19 protein-coding genes are annotated in these 21,313 nt (G+C 35.5%); 4 read left to right on the top strand and 15 right to left on the bottom strand.

What is annotated here, in order from left to right:
• Positions 1–181: 181 nt before the first annotated feature.
• Positions 182–502 (bottom strand): YtxH domain-containing protein, encoded by a 321-nt coding sequence (locus BK574_RS25295; protein ID WP_078430589.1) that lies wholly within the window; start codon positions 500–502, stop codon positions 182–184.
• A 208-nt stretch (positions 503–710) separates the two neighbouring features.
• Here BK574_RS25295 and BK574_RS25290 point away from each other — a divergent pair, with 208 nt between their 5' ends.
• Positions 711–1,472, top strand: coding sequence for a DUF3891 family protein (locus BK574_RS25290; RefSeq protein WP_078430588.1), 762 nt, complete (start codon positions 711–713; stop codon positions 1,470–1,472).
• A gap of 116 nt (positions 1,473–1,588) precedes the next feature.
• Positions 1,589–1,927, top strand: coding sequence for a nuclear transport factor 2 family protein (locus BK574_RS25285; RefSeq protein WP_078430587.1), 339 nt, complete (start codon positions 1,589–1,591; stop codon positions 1,925–1,927).
• Positions 1,928–1,981: 54 nt separating this feature from the next.
• Here the strand turns inward: BK574_RS25285 and BK574_RS25280 are convergent, their stop codons facing one another.
• The 9 genes from BK574_RS25280 to BK574_RS29000 all read right to left on the bottom strand — a co-directional run bounded on the left by BK574_RS25280 (position 1,982) and on the right by BK574_RS29000 (position 12,542).
• Positions 1,982–3,640, bottom strand: a complete 1,659-nt coding sequence (locus tag BK574_RS25280) for an outer membrane protein assembly factor BamB family protein (protein ID WP_078430586.1) — start codon at positions 3,638–3,640, stop codon at positions 1,982–1,984.
• A gap of 251 nt (positions 3,641–3,891) precedes the next feature.
• Positions 3,892–4,875 carry a siderophore ABC transporter substrate-binding protein gene (locus tag BK574_RS25275; protein WP_078430585.1) on the bottom strand — a complete coding sequence of 328 codons (984 nt, stop codon included), beginning with the start codon at positions 4,873–4,875 and terminating at the stop codon, positions 3,892–3,894.
• A gap of 215 nt (positions 4,876–5,090) precedes the next feature.
• Complete coding sequence (locus BK574_RS25270; protein WP_075385446.1) at positions 5,091–5,849, bottom strand: iron ABC transporter ATP-binding protein; 759 nt, start codon at positions 5,847–5,849, stop codon at positions 5,091–5,093.
• The gene (locus BK574_RS25265; RefSeq protein ID WP_075385445.1) at positions 5,849–6,793 is read right to left on the bottom strand and encodes an iron chelate uptake ABC transporter family permease subunit; all 945 of its coding nucleotides are present in this window, start codon (positions 6,791–6,793) and stop codon (positions 5,849–5,851) included. The genes BK574_RS25270 and BK574_RS25265 overlap by 1 nt, the downstream gene beginning before the upstream one ends.
• Positions 6,786–7,736: an ABC transporter permease gene (locus BK574_RS25260; protein ID WP_078430584.1), complete on the bottom strand. Its 951-nt coding sequence runs from the start codon at positions 7,734–7,736 to the stop codon at positions 6,786–6,788. Before BK574_RS25260 ends, BK574_RS25265 begins: the two co-directional genes overlap by 8 nt.
• A 397-nt stretch (positions 7,737–8,133) precedes the next feature.
• Positions 8,134–8,574 (bottom strand): MarR family winged helix-turn-helix transcriptional regulator, encoded by a 441-nt coding sequence (locus BK574_RS25255; protein ID WP_078430583.1) that lies wholly within the window; start codon positions 8,572–8,574, stop codon positions 8,134–8,136.
• Positions 8,575–8,651: 77 nt separating this feature from the next.
• Complete coding sequence (locus tag BK574_RS25250) at positions 8,652–9,878, bottom strand: alanyl-tRNA editing protein (protein WP_078430582.1); 1,227 nt, start codon at positions 9,876–9,878, stop codon at positions 8,652–8,654.
• Positions 9,879–10,010: 132 nt separating this feature from the next.
• Positions 10,011–12,194: a malate synthase G gene (locus tag BK574_RS25245; protein ID WP_078430581.1), complete on the bottom strand. Its 2,184-nt coding sequence runs from the start codon at positions 12,192–12,194 to the stop codon at positions 10,011–10,013.
• 225 nt (positions 12,195–12,419) lie between these two features.
• Positions 12,420–12,542 carry a hypothetical protein gene (locus BK574_RS29000; RefSeq protein WP_274379450.1) on the bottom strand — a complete coding sequence of 41 codons (123 nt, stop codon included), beginning with the start codon at positions 12,540–12,542 and terminating at the stop codon, positions 12,420–12,422.
• A 501-nt stretch (positions 12,543–13,043) separates the two neighbouring features.
• Here BK574_RS29000 and BK574_RS25240 point away from each other — a divergent pair.
• Positions 13,044–14,879, top strand: coding sequence for a UbiD family decarboxylase (locus tag BK574_RS25240; protein WP_078430580.1), 1,836 nt, complete (start codon positions 13,044–13,046; stop codon positions 14,877–14,879).
• 193 nt (positions 14,880–15,072) lie between these two features.
• Here BK574_RS25240 and BK574_RS25235 read toward each other — a convergent pair whose 3' ends face one another.
• The 5 genes from BK574_RS25235 to BK574_RS25215 form a co-directional block, all read right to left on the bottom strand.
• A complete protein-coding gene (locus BK574_RS25235) occupies positions 15,073–16,254 on the bottom strand; it encodes a zinc metalloprotease (protein ID WP_078430579.1) in 1,182 nt (393 codons plus the stop codon).
• 129 nt (positions 16,255–16,383) lie between these two features.
• Complete coding sequence (locus tag BK574_RS25230; RefSeq protein WP_078430578.1) at positions 16,384–17,574, bottom strand: HD-GYP domain-containing protein; 1,191 nt, start codon at positions 17,572–17,574, stop codon at positions 16,384–16,386.
• Positions 17,575–18,036: 462 nt separating this feature from the next.
• Positions 18,037–18,243 (bottom strand): hypothetical protein, encoded by a 207-nt coding sequence (locus BK574_RS25225; protein ID WP_238458091.1) that lies wholly within the window; start codon positions 18,241–18,243, stop codon positions 18,037–18,039.
• Positions 18,244–18,467: 224 nt separating this feature from the next.
• A complete protein-coding gene (locus tag BK574_RS25220; RefSeq protein WP_078430577.1) occupies positions 18,468–19,130 on the bottom strand; it encodes a TVP38/TMEM64 family protein in 663 nt (220 codons plus the stop codon).
• A gap of 217 nt (positions 19,131–19,347) precedes the next feature.
• Positions 19,348–20,823: a protein adenylyltransferase SelO gene (locus BK574_RS25215; protein WP_078430576.1), complete on the bottom strand. Its 1,476-nt coding sequence runs from the start codon at positions 20,821–20,823 to the stop codon at positions 19,348–19,350.
• A 323-nt stretch (positions 20,824–21,146) separates the two neighbouring features.
• On the opposite strand from BK574_RS25215, the gene BK574_RS27195 reads away from it, so the two are divergent.
• Positions 21,147–21,275 (top strand): FbpB family small basic protein, encoded by a 129-nt coding sequence (locus BK574_RS27195; protein WP_142248041.1) that lies wholly within the window; start codon positions 21,147–21,149, stop codon positions 21,273–21,275.
• Positions 21,276–21,313 lie beyond the last annotated feature (38 nt).

The raw sequence follows: 21,313 nt of genomic DNA, 5'->3' as shown, positions 1-21,313 counted from the left end.
GTTAATTATTTTTCATCGTAAAACAAAAGTATGTAAAAAGTGTTAAGAGGTTACGTAAATATTAAAAAATCACGATTTTCCACCAAGAATGGCGAAAAATTATTGTCTTTCTCATACATTACCTTTTACGGAATAAACTTTCCTTGAGTACAAAGAAAGAACAAAGAGACAGACCTTAAATTCAGCCTCTTTGTTCTTCCATATTGTCCAACATATCATTTACCACATAGCCTACGTCGCCGCCACCTTGATCTTCTTGTACCGAAGAAGTTTGATTCTCATCATCTTCAAAAAAATCATACTCCCACTCACTTCCCATCTCAAGGATCATATGTGACAGAGGCTTATTTTCAGTGGGCGTAATATTCAATCGTTCAACAAGATCTTTCCGAACCTCCTCGCCTCTTTTTGGAGCAAGTAATAGCGCACCTGTAGCTCCAATCATCGCACCGACAAGGGTTCCAATCACCAATCCTGGTCCATTACTATTTCGTTTAGCCATAAATCTCTCCTTATTGGTACATTTATTAGTTAAAAAACTTTTCGTTCTTCTTTTTACCCTTTCATTTAATATACCCTTTATTCATCGTTATATGCTTTATAACTAGTATTAAGTAAATGATCATAATCTTCTCGCGTTTTACTTTGATCATTTTTATAACATCGGTACAATAGTAGTAATTCATACCGTGGAAGGAGTGTTTATAACATTGATTATCCGTGAAACAAATGATGCATTTATTATGATTAAACAACATGACCATGCCTTCCTATCAGGAGAAGTCGCTAAACATTTTCAGTCTGATTTACTATCAACTCTTCATTTCTTTGAAGACTTAGTTTTTGCCGCTTATGAACACGATCGAAGTTGGATCGGTTTAGACGATAGGCCAATATGGAATGATCAAACGAACACACCTTATTCATTTTCAGATTTTCCCCTCATTCCAAAATTGGCATTTTATAAACTCGGACTAGATGAAATCGAAAAGGGAAATCGGTATGCTAGCTTATTATGTAGCCTACATTATTGCTCCTTTTTTTCTTCCACTAGTGATAAAAATAGCATTCATTTTTTACATGAAGAAAGGAGGAGACAAACTAATATTAAAGAGCATTTACAGGACCCTAACCACGAATTACTTTTAGAACATTTCCGCTTACTTCAATTTTGTGATGATGTATCCTTATATATTTGTATAAATGAACCTGGAACAAAGAAGGATAAGGAACATCCGTGGTTTAGGAATGGATTTACGAACAGTGAAATTTTTAATGATGGCAAGCATCCTTTTATCGCTGAATGGCATAATGCGAATGAAATAAAGTTCAATCCGTTCCCTTTTTACGATGATTTTCACTTAACGGTAAAATATAAAACAGTTCAAAAAAGTGCGATCCAAGTAATGGGGATCGCACAAGCGTATGAAAATAGTGTGATGGAAGAGCAAGAAATTTGGATTAGAAAATAAAAGGAAATAGGCTAATCGTAAACGTTTAAAATTTTTTTGGATAAACCGTATTGTGAATAGTTCAATAAAGAATTATTAATAAAAGATCCCATCACATAATAGAAAAGAGGATCACTATGAAAAATAAAGCAGCAATGTTAGCTCAAAAACAACTAGACGCCTACAACAAACAAAATATCGAAAACTTCCTAGCCGTTTATCATGAAGATGTTTCTATTTATGAATTCCCTTCAAAATTATTATATACGGGTTTAGACAAGATGAGTGAACGATATAGTCAGCTATTTAAAGAAAATCCTAATCAACACGCCGAACTACTTTCTAGGATGGTTAATAACAACATCGTAACTGATCATGAACATGTTACTGGAAGAGAAAATGGAATAGACGTATTTGCGATCGCGATTTATGAAGTCGAAGAAGACAAAATAACGAAAGTATGGTTTATTAAATAATAGCAAATTTAAAAAACATCGTGAGTATTTTCCTACCCACGATGTTTTCCCAATTCATTTAATCTTCACTCCATAAATTGTCCCCCCACGTGAAGCAACGACTAAAGTATCGTTAAAAACCGCGGGTGAGGCTTCAATATTTGAGCCAATACTTATTTTATCTAACAACTCTCCTGTTGCTCCTTCTAGTAAATGAATATTACCTACAGAGTCAGCTTGAATAATATATGAATTTCCATTCTTACTATAAACATCGACTGGTGACGACCAAGCGTAATTCGGCATATCCCAACGCCATACTTCGTCACCTGTCAACTTATCTAAAGCAACCATCACTCCACCATTCATCGTTTGATAGCGAGCGATTGTAAAAATCACAACATTTTCAATATCCTTTTGTCCCATAATAGGAGTCGCTAATAAACCACCATTTACCCCGTCGTTAAAAAAGGCAGGATAATCTTTATGCCAAACAACGTCTCCTGAAATTCCATTAATTTTCCGTAACATGGCTTTCCCATTATGTCCTTGTTTATCCACTTCTGTTCCAGTATACAGAAATGGGATTTCATGTTCAATTCCAAGAACAATCGTTGCATCTGTATCATCGGTTGGCTCAGAAGCCCAAACCGTTTTATTTTTCGTTAAATCTAGTGCCTGCACACTTCCACCGTTATCTGCAAAAAAGGCTAAGTTTCGATAAATTGCTAATGAATTTTCAATTCCTTGATACCTATTACCATTTACTTTATAACGGAGTTTTATCGTTTCTGGTTTGATGGAGATTGTTTCACTCTCTCTATCAAAATTGGTGTTTAGTTTTAAAGAATAGAATAGGCCATTTTCGCCCCCTACAAAGAAAGTGTCCGTCATCCGGTTGACTACAGCTGAACTATCAAATGCACCCCATTCTCTGTACGCAAACGAATCCATTCCAGGGACAAAGTGTAGTAATTCACCATCTATTAAACTATAAATATAAAAACCGATATGACCGACTTGAGGAATCCCTTGCCCTACGTAAAGAAGCGGGTATCCTCTTGGATCGACTGAGACACTACCTTTAATTGGATTATCGACATTGATTGGCTTTCTTGTTTGTTCACCCGAAGCTAAGTCTAAAAAATAAACATTTCCGTCTAACGAGCCTTGGATCACTTCGACAAAATCTTCCTTTTTCTTATAATCTTCATGTAAATTCATCATAGCTTTCACTTCATCATCCCATTTGATTAACACAGGTTGTCCTGTCCACCCTGCTCCTCCACCCCACCTCGGACTTGCTGAAGTCTGGAAGTTCCAATCAATGGCCAATGAAGAAGTTTCTTCATTAACTTTTCCAAAAGCTGGGGCATCTCGTAAAGCATTCCCTCTAAAAGTTAATACTCCCTGGACGTCTGTATAAATATCTGGAAATGTCATCGGAAGTTCTTCTGTGTGAAACGTTGTTATCTGATTAGGCCCTGTTATTTGAAAACTAATATTATCATGTTTGTATTTTGGAATATGCATCACTACAGGATATTCCTCTTGCTTATCAAATCGCACTTCCGAAGTTCCTTTATCTAGTAAAGCTCCATCCTTCAGACTATGTTCATCATACTTTATTAATGAACTTGTCTCGCTTGTTCTCTCTTGTAAATAATAAAAACTAACACATGTTACTAAAACAATAACAAAAACAAATATGCTAGAAAAAATCATTTTTTTCATTAGGTACAGTTCCTCTATTTTTTATTTTGATTTTATTATTCTACCAGAATTGCCCTTTGAAATTCATATATATTTTTTGTCAATATCTCACACCTTCCGACAAAGTCAATCCGATCCTAGCATACTAGTTACTCAGACTATAACTCCATCATTTTCTATTTCGTTCATACCCGTTCTTTAATAGATGTCTTTTCTCATGAATGTAAAAAACCTACCTCCGACACAGTGTCGAAGATAGGGGGAATATTTACCTATTGAATTACTTCATCAATGGCTTTCACCATTTCCGAAACCGAAACAAGTCCACCACCAGAAAGGTACCAGTAGTTCGGATCAAGGTAAATGATGTTGCCATTTTGATAAGCCTTTGTGCTTTGTACTAGTTCGTTCTCAATTGTTTGTTGTGCTGCAGCTTCTCCAGCAACAACTTGATCACGATCAACAACTAATAAATAATCTGGATCTTGCTCGACGATATATTCAAATGATACGTTCATACCATGTGTAGAAACATCAATATTCTCATCGACTGGAGTTAATCCAAATTCATCATGAATAATTCCAAATCGTGAACCTGCTCCATATGCACTAATGTTACCTTGATTCGCTAACACAACTAAACCTTTGCTATCAGTAGCAGATACTTTTTCATTTAATTCTGTAATTGCATCTTTAATGACAGTAAGTTCAGCATCCACTTCTTCTTCTAGACCAAAGATTTGACCTAAACGATTCATATTTTCTTCAAATGACTCCATATAGTTAGAAGTATCAAGGGCCATATAAAGCGTTGGAGCAATTTTGCTTAACTCTTCATAAGCTTCTTGTTGTCTTCCAGAAATAATAATTAAGTCTGGATCAATTTCAGCAATCTTCTCAAAATCTAGTTCTTTTAAACTACCTACATTTTCATATTCTTCATCTTCATATTTTGATAGATACGGAGGGATATTCACCTGTGGTACTCCTGTAACTTCAACGCCTAATTTATCTAAAGAATCAAGTATTCCAAAGTCAAAGACAACGACTTTTTCTGGATTTACATCAACTGTTGTTTCACCTAATAAGTGTTCAAATACTAATTGCGTCGGTTCTTCTTCTATGATTTCAGTCGTTTCAGCGTCATCTTGTGGCTCAGTCTCTGGCTCACTTCCTGTAGTTGTTGCACTCTCACCGCAAGCGGCTAAAGTAATTAATAAAACAAAGGATATCACTAACAAAAGTAATCTTTTCACTACTTCTCACTCCTATATGTGTTTGGATTTTATATATTTTGTTTGATTATGTAGTATATTGATAGCCTCGATAATCGTTTGTTACCCTGTGTACCTCAACAGCTCGTTTTCGTGTTCTACTGCGCAGTTTTAGAACCCAATTTGGCCATATTAGTGCACGCAAATTACCTTTAAAGAGACACTCTTTATACACAAAATCAAAAGTGGATAATAACCTAAGAGAAATATACGCAAATACGATTTTGATTGATGTTCTCAATATGTATATCCATATCGTATATTTCTTTTAAAACAGCTGGATTAATAATTTCAGGTGTTGTCCCCTCTTTTACAATCTTGCCATCTTTAAGAGCAACAATATGGTCTGAGTAACAGGAAGCAAAATTAATGTCGTGAATGACGATTACAACTGTTTTGCCTAACTCATCTACTAGCCTTCTTAACACTTGCATAATTTGTACGGAATGCTTCATATCTAAGTTATTTAGTGGTTCATCAAGAAGAATATATTCTGTATCTTGAGCGATAACCATTGCAATATAAGCGCGTTGTCGTTGACCACCACTTAATTGCTCTAAATATTTATGTTGCATATCGCCAAGTTCCATATATTCTATGGCTTCATCAACATACTTCCAGTCCGCTTTCGAAAGTCGACCTTGCGAGTATGGAAAGCGTCCAAATGAGACAAGTTCTCGAACCGTTAAGCGTATATTTATATTATTTGATTGCTTTAAAATTGAAATTTTCTTCGCCAAATCACCACTTTTACACTGACCAATTTCTTTATCTTCAATATAAATCTCACCATGATCTTTCGCGATAAGGCGACTAACCATCGACAATAATGTACTCTTCCCTGCGCCGTTTGGACCAATAAAGGAAGTAATCGTTCCTTTTTTAATAGAAACTGAAACATTTTCTACAACGTTTTTATTTCCATATTGTTTTGTTACTTCTTTTACAACGACCATCATTTTCTCCCCCTTAAGAGTAGATAGATAAAGTAAACTCCACCGATAAAGTTGATTATGACACTGAGTGTAGTTGAGAAGGTAAAGACTCGCTCAACGACTAACTGTCCACCCACTAAAGCCACTATACTTATTAAGATTGAACCTATAATTAAATAGCTATGTTTATAGGTTTTTAAAAACTCATAAGTCACGTTGACAACTAGCAACCCTAAAAATGTTATCGGTCCAACTAGAGCAGTAGAGATCGAGATTAAAATTGCCACAACAACTAACAAACGTTTCACGACTAAGTCGTAATTAATACCTAAATTAACTGCCTCATCTCTTCCTAACGAGAGAACATCTAAATATTTCATATAGGGAATAAAATAAATAGTGACTAATATGAGTGCTATAACTGAAATCCACAGAAGGTCGGTCTTTACATTATTAAAACTAGCAAACATGCGATCTTGTACGACCATAAATTCATTCGGATCAATTAACACTTGCATGAAAGTCGATAAACTTGAAAACAGTGTTCCAAAAATTATTCCGACTAGAAGTAAAAAGTAGATATTGCGTCCTTCTCTTTGAAAGATAATCTTGTAAAAAAGACCAGCAAATATAATCATTGCTCCTACTGAAATTAAGAAATTCAAGTTTTGATTCAGCATCGTTACACTCGTTGAACCAAAAGCAAAAATAATAAAGGTTTGAATGAGTAAATATAGTGAATCAAATCCGATAATACTTGGTGTTAAAATGCGATTATTTGTAATCGTTTGGAAGATTAATGTTGAAAAGGCAATAGCCCCTCCAGTAATAATAATCGCTAAGACAATCTTACCTCGTCTCGGAAGAACATAACTCCAGTTACTACCAATATTATAGAAAATAAATGTGGCTATTAATGAGAATGCTAATATAGCTAGTAAAATAATTTTTGTCTTATTACTCATATGCCTTTCTCCTCATTAGTAAGTAAAGGAAGACGCCACTTCCGATAACACCTACTGTAAGGCCGATTGGTATTTCATAAGGATAAATAATGAGACGACCTAAAATATCACAAACTAAAACGAACACAGCACCTAGTAAAGCAGTGTGAGATAAATTTTTCTTTAAATTATCTCCGTTATAAATACTTACAATGTTTGGTACTATTAATCCTAAAAATGGTATCATCCCAACCGTTAAAAGCACGATCGATGCCACAGCTGCAACGATGATTAGTCCAATATTTACGACTCTCTTATAATTTAAACCTAGATTAGTAGAGAACTCTTCACCCATGCCTGCCACCGTAAAGCGGTTTGCATAAATGTAAGCAATAATCATTAGTGGAATACTTATGTATAAAAGCTCATATCTACCTTTGATTATTAATGAAAAATTTCCTTGTAACCACGAGGACATATTTTGAATAAGACCTTCTTTATAGGCAAAGAAAGTTGTAATTGAGCCGATGATATTACCGAACATGAGTCCAACTAATGGGATAAAGATAGCATCTTTATATTTAACTTTATCAAGGATCTTCATAAAAATTAACGTTCCCGCTAATGCAAATAGAAAAGCGACAGTTACCTGTTGTAACATACTAGCTGAACTAAATAACATGAGTGAAACTAAAACTCCTAATCTAGCTGAATCCATCGTTCCTGCTGTCGTTGGCGAGACAAATTTATTTCTCGTCAGTTGTTGCATAATCAAACCACAAATCGCAAGACTTACGCCAGCAATAATAATGCTCACTAAACGAGGAAATCGACTGACCCATAATATTTGAGCTTGCTCGTCACTTAAATTAAGTATATGTTTCGGATGAAGATCTGAAACGCCAATAAATAGTGAAATGAATGATAATACAATCAACGCTAAAACTAAATACCTTTTTTTCATAACTCTCCCCTACTTTGGTTTCGGGTACAAAAAACTACATTTCTTACGTGCCTATTTTTGTATTCATATCCCTTTTGATGTTATGGTGATAACCATTACCAAAAACTTTAAATTATGTTTTGGGGAAACATAGCAATTTATTAGTTGATAATGATTATCGTTACCATGGTTCATATTATAATTCTAACTGATAACAATTGTCAATGGATTAATTAAAATATAATTGCATAGACAAGTATTTTTATTGAATTATAACCTTGTTTCATCAATATATTATCGTTATCCAATTTATCACAATAATAATTCATTGTTTAAACAACTACTTTTTTCAGAATCCAACAAAAAACACATGAGATTCCCCATTGAGAATCTCATGTGTTTCTAGAACTTTATTTCATTATTTGAGATTGTTATTGACCTTATCTAATACACTTAAAAAAACATCCAATTCCTCTTTTGGTATTCCTTCAGAAATTTGTTCAATCGTTTTTTGGGCTTGCTCAATGAGGCCTATTTGCATTTTTTTTCCTTCAGACGTTAAGAAGATCAAATTCGTTCTCCCATCAACTGGATGTGGTACTCGTTTAACTAGATCTCGCTTGACCATATTATTAATTAACCTTGAAACACTTGGTTGATCTTTACCTGTTAATAGAGCAAGTTGATGTTGAGTCAGTCCATCTTCTTCCCATAAACGAATCATAATGGACCATTGCTCATTAGTAACTGGGTAATTATTATCCTTAAAGTTTTTATTTAAACGGTTAATAACAAGTCGTCCCGTATTGGCAATTTTAAACCCTATTGATTCTTGCAATATATACTTACGGTAGTCCATACTGTACCTCTATTCACCTTTTTACTATTCTGATCGTACAATAAGGTTTCTCGTTGTTCAAGTTTTTCCTTCGGATACTACCTTATTTGTTCGTTTTCACCATTTAATTGTAGCAACTTCATCGTCTCTACAATTAATTGTTCTCCAGTTAAGATAGCTTCTCCCCCCCCTTGAGCAATCGCTTCATTTCCTCCACCTTTTCCGTTAATTAGAGGTAGTATCTGTCCGACAGTTGTTTTCATGTTGATTTCACTTCCCTCACCACGTCCAAAAACAACTTGTAACTTATCGTCATTTTCTGCAACTAAAAACACATTTATTTCACAAAGCCCGTTTGTAAGTAGTCGTACTAACTTTTGTAAATCTTTAATGGTACGGTTTTGAAATACATGGGTCAATACAGTTTCACCATTTACCATTTTACTTTCAGAAAGGAGCTCATTGACCTCATACTGTATTAATTGCTCATGTGCTTCTTCTAATGATTTTTGTGTTAATTTTTCATGATTCAAAAGTCGTTGAACTGCTACAACCATTTCTTGTTCAGGGGTACTAAGAAGCTGTGTTAATTCACTAAGGGTCCTATGCTTACTTTGAAATTGAGTCAACACTCGCTCTCCGCAGACAAAATGAACTCTAATTTTCTTGTTCTGTCTTTCCCAATTTAATATTTGGATTGCTCGGACTTGAGCTGTTGTATTAGGATGAGTTCCTCCACAGCCGTTATAGTCCAATTCAGGGATAATGACCAAGCGTATATCATCTGAAACAGTTGGTGTTTTTCGTAATGGATATTGACTTAACTGAGCCTCCTTTACCCATATTGTTTCAACAGGTCGATTTTCTAAAATCACTTGATTGGCTAACCTCTCTACTTGCTCTACTTGATCTATCGTTAATTGATCCGCTTCTAAATCGATAGTTATGTTTTCTGTTCCTAGGTGAAAGCTAACTGTAGCCATGTTAAATAACTCTTCAAAGCATGCAGATAAAATATGCTGTCCCAAATGTTGTTGCATATGATCAAATCGTCGTTGCCAATCGATAGCACCTACTACTTGATGCTGTTCATCATCCAAGGGCGTTTCTATGAAATGACGAATTTCACCATCAATTTCTTCAACATTTGTAACGTTCGTTTCATTTATCGTTCCTATATCATGCGGCTGTCCCCCTCCTGTAGGGTAAAATGCCGTTTGTTCGAGGACAACATACCAGTTTCCAGCCTCATCCTTCGTTTGTTTTAACACTTGTGCGCTAAATGACTGCTTGTAAGCATTTTCGTAATATAATCTTTCTTCCACCTATTCCACTCCCTTATGTATAATTACCTCTTCAAAATTAACTACTAATCGTACTCTTTACTATTAATAGTAACATTAAAAAACCAGTGTGTTGGGATATATACTTCCACCACACTGGTTTATTATAGGCTTTTATTTTGTCTGAGCCGCAAACTTCTGTTTTGCCTCGATGCGACGTCGATGTAAAATTGGCTCCGTATAGCCACTTGGTTGTTCAATTCCTTTAAAAACAAGTTCGCAAGCAGCTTGGAATGCTACCGAATTGTCAAAGTCCGTTGCCATCGGACGATATTCAGGGTCGCCTTCATTTTGCTCATCAACAACTGCAGCCATCCGCTTCATTGTTTCTAATACTTGCTCTTCTGTACAAATTCCGTGATGAATCCAGTTTGCCACATGTTGACTCGAAATCCGTAAAGTTGCACGGTCTTCCATTAAACCAACATTATTAATATCTGGTACTTTAGAACAACCTACTCCTTGGTCTACCCAACGTACAACGTAACCTAAAATACCTTGCGCATTATTATCTAATTCGTTTTGAACTTCTTCAGCACTCCAGTTAGAATTTGCAGCAACTGGTATTTCTAAGATACTATCTTTTAAATCAGTAATGCCCTTTTTCAATTCGTTTTGAACAAAAGGGACTTCGACTTGATGATAATGTAGTGCGTGTAACGTTGCAGCTGTTGGTGATGGTACCCATGCTGTATTTGCACCAGCTTTTAACTGGCCTACTTTTTGTTTTAACATTTCTGCCATTAAATCTGGCGATGCCCACATCCCTTTACCAATTTGCGCACGCCCTTGAAGTCCGCAAGCAAGACCGACATTCACGTTCGATTGTTCATATGACTGCAACCAAGTTGAGGACTTCATATCACTTTTGCGAATCATCGGCCCTGCTTCCATCGAAGTATGCATTTCATCCCCTGTTCGATCAAGGAAACCAGTGTTTATAAAGACAACTCGTTCTTTTACTTCATTAATGCAGTTTTTTAAATTTAATGATGTACGACGCTCTTCATCCATTACACCGATTTTCAATGTGTTTCTTTCAAGTCCAAGCAAATCCTCGACACGATTGAAAAGTTGATTTGAAAAGGCAACTTCTTTTGAGCCATGCATTTTTGGTTTAACAATATAAATAGACCCTTTTGTAGAGTTTGTACGCTTACTATTTTTCAATAGATCGTGTTTCGCAATGAGACTCGTAATCATACAATCTAAAATTCCTTCAGGAACTTCTTGACCGTTTGGATCTAACACTGCATTATTCGTCATTAAGTGTCCAACATTACGAACAAACATCAGCGAACGCCCACGTAATGTTAGTGTGTCTCCTGATAATGATGTATACGATCGTTCTGAATTCAGATCACGTGTTAAGGTTTGGTTCCCTTTAAAGAATGTCGCTGTCAAATCCCCTTTCATCAGACCTAACCAATTACGGTATACCTCTACCTTATCTTCCGCATCAACAGCAGCCACCGAATCCTCACAATCCATAATTGTTGTAAGTGCCGATTCCATCAATACATCTTTGACACCTGCTTGATCAGACTTTCCAATTGAATGGTCACGATCAATTTGGATTTCAAAGTGTAATCCATTGTTTTTTAATAAAATAGTGGATAGATCTTCAGGGTGACCTTGATAGGCTACTAGTTTTGTAGCATCCTGGAGTTCAGTTGTTTGCCCACCACTATGTACGACGACTAATTGATCTTTTGAAATCGTATATTTTTCAACGTCTTTGTGTGAAGCATTGACGAGTGGAACGACTTGATCAAGAAAATCTTTTGCAAAGGAAATGACTTTCTCACCACGCACAGGATTATACCCTTTTCCACGTTCAGCCCCATCCTCCTCTGGGATCGCATCCGTTCCATAAAGGGCATCATATAAACTTCCCCAACGAGCGTTAGCCGCATTTAACGCATAACGAGCATTATTAACAGGAACAACTAACTGTGGTCCCGCTTGTAGAACAATTTCCTCATCGACATTTTGCGTTGTAATCTCAAAATCTTCAACTTCTAGTTCTAAATAACCGATATCAAGTAAAAATGTTTTATACGCTTCAAAATTGAAATTATCTTTATTTTCCTTATGCCATTGACTAATTGCTGTTTGCAATTCTTCACGGCGTTGTAGTAACTCTTTATTCTCGGGTGCAAATTCAGTTATTAATGTTTCCATACTGGACCAAAACTGCTCACTAGTTAGTCCGCTTCCTGGAAGTGCTTCAGTATTAACAAACTTATAAAGAGCTGAAGCTACTTGTAAATTTCCTACACTTAAATAGTCTTTCATTTTTATTTACCTCCTTAAAATAGCCACATAATAATGAGCGAAGATACGTGTACCTTCATCTGTTATATAACATTATAACATTATTATATAACATGTAAATCAAAAAAGAAACAATTCAGAAAAAAGTGAACTACAAAAAAATGGTGAGTTCTTAAATCAACGTAAAAACGACTCAGTATTATTTATCTGAGTGGCTTTTACCATTACTCACTATGTTTAATTTCTCTAAAATATTAAATTCAGCTTAGCACCAGATAATACCGTCACGCTTCCTTTAACCTCACTCATAAGCATCGTATCTGATTCAATAATAACATCACCGTATTGTGTCTCACTTACAATCTTCAAATGAAAAGCCCCCTCGCAAAATTTCATACTATTTATACGAGAAATTAAGGGGTTATGTTTCATGTTTCGTTTAAAAGCAATGGCAGAATAGAATTGATATTTAATTGGTCACTTGCTCTAGCTAATTGATCCAATTATTAAATCTAGTATTTCACCTTACTTTGAACAAATAAGGTACTCGGTGTCCGTCGACACCTTAAAAATGAGTATTTTTTTGAAAATAAAGTCTCTGGGTGGGCCTTTCTTGTTTCATCAAATCCTAGAAGGAAGAGATTTTAGTCTCAGTTAAACGGCATAAAAGTGTAACGCAAACCAACAGACTTTTGAAGACAATTTTTCTAAAGTGATCGAAAATTATTTAAACATTAATTAAAAGAGAAACAAAATAATAGATACAAATTGATTTAGTGTACTGTTTGAGGGTAAAATCAACAAAGAGCTAACCTTTTTATTTGGTTACTCAAACACAATTACTATACTGTAGAAATAGGAGCTTGAACCATGTACCGTAATTTAGAAGAATGTATTCTTGATCTAGAAAAGAGTGGCCATTTGATACGTATAAAAGAAGAAGTGGATCCACATTTAGAAATGGCTGCTATACATATGAAGGTTTTTGAAGCAGGCGGACCTGCTTTGTTATTTGAAAACGTAAAAGGATCAAAATTTAGAGCGGTTTCTAATTTATTCGGGACTGTAGAACGGAGTAAATTTATTTTTCGAAACACTTGGGATGCCACTCAAAACGTGATCGGCTTAAGAAATGATCCGATCAAAGCTATAAAAAGCCCTTTTAAACATATTAACAGTGGACTAACTGGCATGAAAGCATTACCTGCCAAAAAGTCCAATAGCCTCCCTGTTACTTCACAGGAAATTAATATTTCTGACTTACCACTAATTAAACATTGGCCAGATGATGGTGGGGCTTTCGTTACATTGCCCCAAGTGTATTCAGAGGATCCTGACAAACCAGGGATTATGAACGCAAATCTAGGAATGTACCGAGTCCAACTTAGCGGAAATGAATATGGATTGAATAAAGAAATTGGTTTACACTATCAAATTCATCGTGGAATTGGAGTTCACCAACATAAAGCTAATAAATTAGGTACACCATTAAAAGTCAGTATTTTTATTGGTGGTCCTCCAGCCCATACGTTAGCTGCTGTTATGCCTCTACCAGAAGGATTAACAGAAATGACGGTAGCAGGTATGCTTTCTGGTCATCGCTTCCGCTATAGTTATATAGATGGCTATTGTATAAGTAATGACGCTGACTTTGTTATAACAGGAGAAATACACCCTAGCGAAACGAAACCAGAAGGACCTTTTGGTGATCACCTCGGGTATTATAGCTTAACCCATGAGTTTCCATTAATGAGAGTACATAAAGTTTACGCGAAACCAAATGCGATTTGGCCGTTTACGGTTGTTGGTCGACCGCCTCAAGAAGACACCGCATTCGGTGATCTTATCCATGAATTAACGGGTGATGCTATCCAACAAGAAATTCCTGGTTCAAAAGAAGTCCATGCTGTTGATGCAGCGGGAGTACACCCATTACTATTTGCAATCGGTAGTGAACGCTACACGCCTTACCAAAAAGTCAAACAGCCAGCTGAGCTCCTAACGATCGCAAATCGAATTTTAGGTACAGGGCAACTTAGTCTTGCTAAATATTTATTTATAGCAGCTGAGGAAGATAAGCCTCTAGATACTCACAAAGAAGTCGATTTTTTAACGTATATCCTAGAACGAATTGATCTCAAGAGAGACATTCATTTTCAAACAAACACAACGATTGATACACTTGATTATACAGGTACAGGATTAAACACAGGAAGTAAGGTTATTCTGGCTGCTTGTGGTGACAAAAAAAGAGACCTTTGTACAGAGGTTCCTGAAGCATTGAAGGCTTTAAGTGAGTTTAGCCATCCGCATTTGGTCATGCCTGGAATTGTCGCCTTTAATACAACTAAATTCACGAGTTATGAAAAGGCCGAAGAGGAAATGAAAAAACTTAGTGCCGCTATTAAAACAAATGGACCACTACCATCTTGCCCACTCATCATTGTAAGTGATGACAGTGAATTTTTAAGCGAAACAATCAGTAATTTTCTTTGGGTCACGTTTACACGTAGTAACCCTTCTCATGATATGTATGGCGTTAATAGCTTTTATGACTACAAACATTGGGGATGTGACAACCTGATCATTGATGCCAGGTCTAAACCACATCACGCACCACCATTAATACCTGATCCAGCAGTTGAACGAAACATTCAACGTTTCTTTTTGAAAGGCGCAAGTTTAGAAGGAGTAATAACTGACTAGCACTTTCATATGTTAAACCGATAAAAAGCTTGCAGAAGGACGCTTAATCCCACCTGCAAGCTTTGTTTTGTTAGTAGGTTTTCATCAAAGAATCCACTTGAGAATAAACATAGCCTTTGACATGAGCAAAAGCCATCCATTCCTAATTCAAATGCTACTTGTTATAAAATCAGATGAATCTTGTATGGATTCTTCATTCTCCTATCTTGCGCTTTTTAATCAAAGAGTACAGTAATAATCCAGCTATTAATAAGGACTGGCCAATAAAAACTAAGGCATCCCAAAAATATGGATTGTTATTCGGTTGGAATAATTCCGGCAATGCTTTGCTGTACGCATAAAAAGCTTGAGGCATAAAATAAAATATAAATACACTAAAAGTTAAAGTGATGCCAACGACACAAAACAAACTATAAATTTTAACAAATTTCTCTTCTCCATCGAAAGCCTCAGTGCTTGAATCTTTTTTTATAAATGGTACCCATTTACTTAAATATTGCATACTATTTTCCATAAGGTTGTAACACCCAGTGATATTTTCAAAATAATAATATAAATCTGTTTTCATATAGAAACAACATTGATAAATTGTTCTAATGAAGATATCAAGTACAATGAGACCTAAAATACCTAGAATAAGCGGATGACTAAACTGGAAAAAGAATTGTAAACAAAATACAATGAACAGCATCAGTTGATCAAAACAAATCCCCGCAAAAAACAATACATTTCTTTGCTTAGATGGAAGTTTCCATGCGTTTGACAAATCAGTTTCGAAAACGACCAAAAAAAGACGATTTCCGATCCCTAGTTTTGCAGGTAAATCATATGAACGGACGGCTAATATATGGCCAAGCTCATGAAATAAAACTAATATTAAGGAAATCCCCATCCAAATTAGAATATTAGCCATTATTGCATCGAATAAAAATAAATCTCGGTAAGTTGGGAATAATTGCGGATTCATAATCAGAAAAAGAATATTAGCTACAACTAATACCATATATATTTTGTTTGTTAATCGATTAAAAAAGAAGCGTCCGACTAGAGGCTTAATCCATTTATATTCTCTCTCTACTTTATCTTTCGTTTTTATGTGAACCGTTTCCCCGTCAACTTCTTGAATCAACTCCAACTCCAAAAGTTGTTGAGCAAAATCTACTAAATCAACTGGGGAATCGGGGTATTTTATCTTTAATTCTAGGTCTATTTTCTCTAATGATTCACCCTTCTCGATTAAACGGATGGCATCAACACCCATTTTAGGCATCTCAAAAAAGTCACCTGAATTGATTTCTTCGACGATATAATGCTTTTGATCTTTTCTTATATTCAGTGGAAATAGTTTAATTTGAGATTGTAATGATAGTTTCACATTAAACGATCCCTTCAAGTAAATTAAATAAGGATGCTAGTTTATCTTAGCATCCTGTAAATCTAAAGATTCGCCGCTTAACGACCAGTAAACGTGCACCACCAGCAAGTTAATTTGATTTTTTTTAGCTTACGAATTTTCAATTGTTTCACCTCCTGTTTTAGACACTACAGCTTTACCGAGGCTTTTTTCTTGCCAAGGATATTTTTTATGATAGTCACACCAAGATGGATATATTATTTTAAATAACTCTACTAAATTAGGATCAAATTGCGTTCCTTTACCATCCACAATCCGCTGATAAGCTTCTTCAACAGATAATGCGGAACGATATGACCTTGAAGATGTCATAGCATCAAATGCATCTGCAATCGCAGTCACTCTTGAAAGCAAAGGTATATTTTCACCCTTTAATTGCTCAGGGTATCCCTTTCCGTCCCAGCGCTCATGATGGTAACGTACGATATCAATATGATCCGCTATCCCTGCTACATGTTTAATTGCTTCTGCACCAACTGCAGGATGTGTTTTTATAATTTCATATTCTTCATCAGTCAATCTAGAAGGTTTCGTTAAAATTGAATCTGGTATGTGAATTTTTCCGATATCATGCAACAAACACACATGATAAAAAGATTTAAGCTCATCTTTTTTGAACTTTCCTAGCTCTTTTGCAAGTATAACAGCATAATCTGCTACGCGTTCACTATGACCACGTGTATAAGGATCTTTTAATTCTAATGTTGCGATAATACCTTTTACAATTCCCTCTAGCTGTTTATCATACGAGGTCTTTACAGCCATAATATAACTTAAAAAACGATTTAATAGAATATAGGCGACCATTGCCAAAACAACTACGATAAGGATAGGAAACATAACGGCTGGGTCTTGTAGGACTAATCCTAAAAGAGCAAACTTTAAAAGCATCCCAAAAGATACTAGTAAAAAGAAATTTTTATTTACAAATATAGGTGAAAATAAAACAAAGAATATTTCCACTATATTACCACTACTATAACTAACTGAACTACCCCAATAGTATATAATGTCATTTATAACTGTTAGTAATGAAAAAGTTATAAAATACATATATTTTATGGATTCGGATTTCCCCTTTTTTATTAAATAAATAGAGATTGGTAAAAGGGAAAGCATTATAATATGAAGCCAATAGCCTATGCCTATATTCGATAAGCCTGGCTCTGTACTCCAAATGTAAAAATAGAAAATATCATATCCAAGAAATATAATATAAAATAACCCCAAAAACCATTTTAGCGTCTGTTGCTCTTCACTCAATTTTGGTGTGTTCTGCATCTTTAACTCCTAACATCTAGAATACGGACTAGTAATTATTGAGATACAAAAAAGCAATTTATTCCATTAAATCTAGCATAAAAACAAAAATAATGACATATATATCAGATTAACATAAGGCGCTGGAGACTACACTATAATACTTTTACCAATTTGAATTTTTTTATCGCTTTTGGTAATGAGTAATGTGATTTTTTCACTTTTAGTAAATCTACCAAATAATTTAAAATACCTTCAATAAAACCAAAAGAAGGAGCAGCCGTGTCATTCTTATGACTTGGCTACCCCTTCTATTTTCTTGATTTAAACTTTATTCTAATTTAGTTTTTTTGGGAAAAGACTTCCACCTCTCAGTGTCGCGTTGATGGGATGATTTAATCAGGTGGGTTCGAGACTCCATCTGATTCCCCGTGGTTCCAACTTGCTGATAACGAGTTCGCTCGTGTTCTTTTTAAATTTTTTCTAACCGCCTATTTTCTCTTGTTCTTTTGGAGCAATGTGTAAATCTGAACACTTACCCGCCTTTAAAATGAAGCTATCCGAATGTTTTGGAAACCTTTGTTCGAAGAGTTTAGCTATGTCAATGACTCGATTAAGATCAACTCTTGTTGAAATCCCCATTTCCTCAAATCCATGAATAATATCTTCGGTTGCAATGTTCCCTTGCATTAGGAGCATATGGACATCCGCCTAAACCTGCAACAGAACTATCAAAATCAACAATACCAAGTTGTTGCACTTGTTCATCATCCATTTCTAAAAATCTTTTAAATAAGATATCTACAGTGTGCTAACCTAGGTCAATGACTTACACTTGATAACACTTCTTTTAATAGTCTCATTGATTTTTCTACAGTTTAGGATTCTTCTATAATCATATGTGTTTGCTATTATTAGACCTTTTCTTCCATTTCTTTTTTCTTTAAGTTATCATAACTGGCTTCCACTCTATTTTTCCTATGATGTATCACCTTATATACAAAAAAGGATAGAACAGAAAGTACGATTATGATTCCAATAACGTGTTTGTCAATATTCAATGACAATAAACCTAAAGGAATTAATGATAAGGCAAAAAAATAAATGAAGTTTCCGATTAGTGTTCCAAAAATGAAAAATTTTAACTGAATTGGACTTAATCCAGAAACAATATTCACAAGACTCGTTGGAACAAACGGAAAAATTCTTGCTTCGAAGACGTACAAAAATCCTTTTTTCTTGGCTTTAGCTAGCAGTTTCGGACTGACTTTATGAATAAGCCAACCTTGGAAGAAATATCGAACAGTAATAAAAACGATAATGGCCGCTATGATACTCGAAAGCCAACTCCAAATAAATCCATAGAAAAAACCAAAAAGCGCGACATTTATTGAAATTAATAAAATAAGGGGAATGATTGTGAACGTATTCTGAATGACCATAGCAATTAGACTAAATAGGAGTTTATAAATTATACTTCCATCCATTGTTGAACGAATGGATTCTACATCTCCATTTCTGACTAGCGAAACAACATTGGTACTATAAGCAATAAACACAACTACTGATAAAACCACTATAAATGAAAGTACCTTTATCCAAATGTTTATCGTTATCACCTATTTCATATATACAAGTCCACTACTGCTGTTAGTGTCTTAATGCGATTATACAACAGTTTCAGCCATATAAAAAAGAAAAGATAATACTACCTACTTTCGATACTAATAGGTGGCATTATCTTTTGATCTACCTGTATATCATGTTAAAACATAACCCTACTATGCTTTTATATCATGTACCGCAAAAAGTTCGATATGGTTTAGTTGATGACACTGGTAGTTGGGCGTATTCTGTCTGCTCAGAAGAATGCGAGTATGGGCTAGAAAGAACATCAAGTAGTTTATGCATTACGTTATAATCTCCTTGATTCACAGCAGCTTCTAGCGCCTCTTCTACCCTGTGGTTTCTTGGTATTACCGCAGGATTAGAGTTCCGCATCAACTGAGATGAATCGGATTTCGATTCTGGTTGTCTACCTAGTCTCATTTGCCATAGTTCATACCACTGAGTAAATTCTGGTGTCCCAAAAAGGGCGGTATCTTCGTGTCGATCAAAAGTCAATGCAATGAAGGTATTCGTATAGTCCATATCAGACTTCTGCATCATGCTAAGAAGACCTTCAATGAGGGATTCATCCTGCTCCTCTTCGTTATATAATCCCAATTTAGCTCTCATTCCTGTTAACCAATTAGAGTGAAACAACTCTGTATAACCTGAAATTGCATTTTGGGCTAGGTTGACAGCTTCCTCTTGATCCTCGTGCAGCAATGGCAGAAGTGTTTCAGCAAAACGAGCAAGATTCCAACCGCCAATATACGGTTGATTGCTATAGGCATAACGGCCTTGAGCGTCAATCGAGCTAAATACTGTAGCTGGATCATAGGCATCCATGAAAGCACATGGGCCATAATCAATTGTTTCTCCACTTACCGTCATGTTGTCGGTGTTCATCACCCCATGAATAAAGCCCACCAGTTGCCATTTTGCAATTAACGCCGCTTGACGTTTGATCACTTCATTAAGTAGAGAAAGATATCGGTTTGCACTATCATCAACATTAGGAAAATGGCGTTGCAATGCATAATCAGCCAATGCTCGGATGTCCTCAACTGTACCCCATTTCGCTGCATATTGAAAAGTACCGACTCGCAGATGGCTCGCAGAAACACGAGTCAAAATTGCACCTGGTAAGTTTGTTTCGCGAATAACAGTCTCACCAGTTGTCACCACTGCTAAACTACGAGTGGTAGGAATCCCAAGCGCATGCATGGCCTCACTAATAATATATTCGCGCAGCATCGGCCCAAGTGCTGCTCGACCATCACCCCCGCGGGAATATGGTGTTCTACCTGAACCCTTAAGCTGAATATCAACTCGAACACCTTGAGGATCGATTTGCTCACCAAGCAAGATTGCCCTGCCGTCCCCTAACATCGTAAAATGTCCGAATTGATGTCCTGCGTAAGCTTGAGCCAGCGGCAAAGCCTCTTCAGGAATTTGATTGCCAGCAAATACTGCTACTCCATCCTCACTTTGCATTGCCATGTCGTTCAAACCTAAGGATCTTGCCAACCTATTATTGAAAACGATTAACTTCGGTGAACGAACAGGGGTTGGGTTAATCTGGGCAAAAAATGAATTCGGTAGACGGGTATAACTGTTATCTAAGTTCCATCCTGTTTCTATTACTTCTTTTCTCTTTGACATCGGATCTCCTTTTCTTCATTTTTATTTTAATCAAATTTTCCTTTATAGAGAAATCATATACATTCTATGAGCTTTTTTCCACTACGCAGCCTTTAGTTTCTACTTCTGGCATTTTATTATTCCGCATAAAGAATAAATCAATTGTCTTCCTACTATTCCAATCAAGCAAAACGATGAATTTTGTCGAAAAAAGAAGGAGTGATGAGAATTCATTATGTGTACTTCACAAATCAAAGTTTTTTGAATATTTACAAAAATCATAAAATTAATTATATTTGAGATAGTACATGAAAGTTAAACAACTTAAGAAGGAGTGATCCCCTATGAGAAGAAAAAAGCTTTCCTATCAACAATTATTAATTAAAAACCGTGAATCTATTAAAAAAGATATAAGTTTACAGGATAAGATTGAAGAAAAAGTCTTAACCAAAATCGTAAATGCCTCTAAATAAATAACAATAGCTATGAACTATTCATAGCTATTGTTTGC

It is taken from the genome of Alkalihalobacterium alkalinitrilicum, assembly GCF_002019605.1.
GTDB lineage: Bacteria > Bacillota > Bacilli > Bacillales > Bacillaceae_F > Alkalihalobacterium > Alkalihalobacterium alkalinitrilicum.
Note: the sequence above shows the minus strand (reverse complement) of the source record. Positions and strands in the feature narration are given on the sequence as shown.

What these genes read in the sequence shown, in the direction of transcription:
- BK574_RS25295 (WP_078430589.1), bottom strand. Translation starts at nt 502, where the DNA reads ATGGCTAAACGAAATAGTAATGGACCAGGATTGGTGATTGGAACCCTT.
- BK574_RS25285 (WP_078430587.1), top strand. Translation starts at nt 1,589, where the DNA reads ATGAAAAATAAAGCAGCAATGTTAGCTCAAAAACAACTAGACGCCTAC.
- BK574_RS25280 (WP_078430586.1), bottom strand. Translation starts at nt 3,640, where the DNA reads ATGAAAAAAATGATTTTTTCTAGCATATTTGTTTTTGTTATTGTTTTA.
- BK574_RS25270 (WP_075385446.1), bottom strand. Translation starts at nt 5,849, where the DNA reads ATGGTCGTTGTAAAAGAAGTAACAAAACAATATGGAAATAAAAACGTT.
- BK574_RS25265 (WP_075385445.1), bottom strand. Translation starts at nt 6,793, where the DNA reads ATGAGTAATAAGACAAAAATTATTTTACTAGCTATATTAGCATTCTCA.
- BK574_RS25260 (WP_078430584.1), bottom strand. Translation starts at nt 7,736, where the DNA reads ATGAAAAAAAGGTATTTAGTTTTAGCGTTGATTGTATTATCATTCATT.
- BK574_RS25255 (WP_078430583.1), bottom strand. Translation starts at nt 8,574, where the DNA reads ATGGACTACCGTAAGTATATATTGCAAGAATCAATAGGGTTTAAAATT.
- BK574_RS25245 (WP_078430581.1), bottom strand. Translation starts at nt 12,194, where the DNA reads ATGAAAGACTATTTAAGTGTAGGAAATTTACAAGTAGCTTCAGCTCTT.
- BK574_RS25240 (WP_078430580.1), top strand. Translation starts at nt 13,044, where the DNA reads ATGTACCGTAATTTAGAAGAATGTATTCTTGATCTAGAAAAGAGTGGC.
- BK574_RS25230 (WP_078430578.1), bottom strand. Translation starts at nt 17,574, where the DNA reads ATGCAGAACACACCAAAATTGAGTGAAGAGCAACAGACGCTAAAATGG.
- BK574_RS25225 (WP_238458091.1), bottom strand. Translation starts at nt 18,243, where the DNA reads ATGCAAGGGAACATTGCAACCGAAGATATTATTCATGGATTTGAGGAA.
- BK574_RS25215 (WP_078430576.1), bottom strand. Translation starts at nt 20,823, where the DNA reads ATGTCAAAGAGAAAAGAAGTAATAGAAACAGGATGGAACTTAGATAAC.
- BK574_RS27195 (WP_142248041.1), top strand. Translation starts at nt 21,147, where the DNA reads ATGAGAAGAAAAAAGCTTTCCTATCAACAATTATTAATTAAAAACCGT.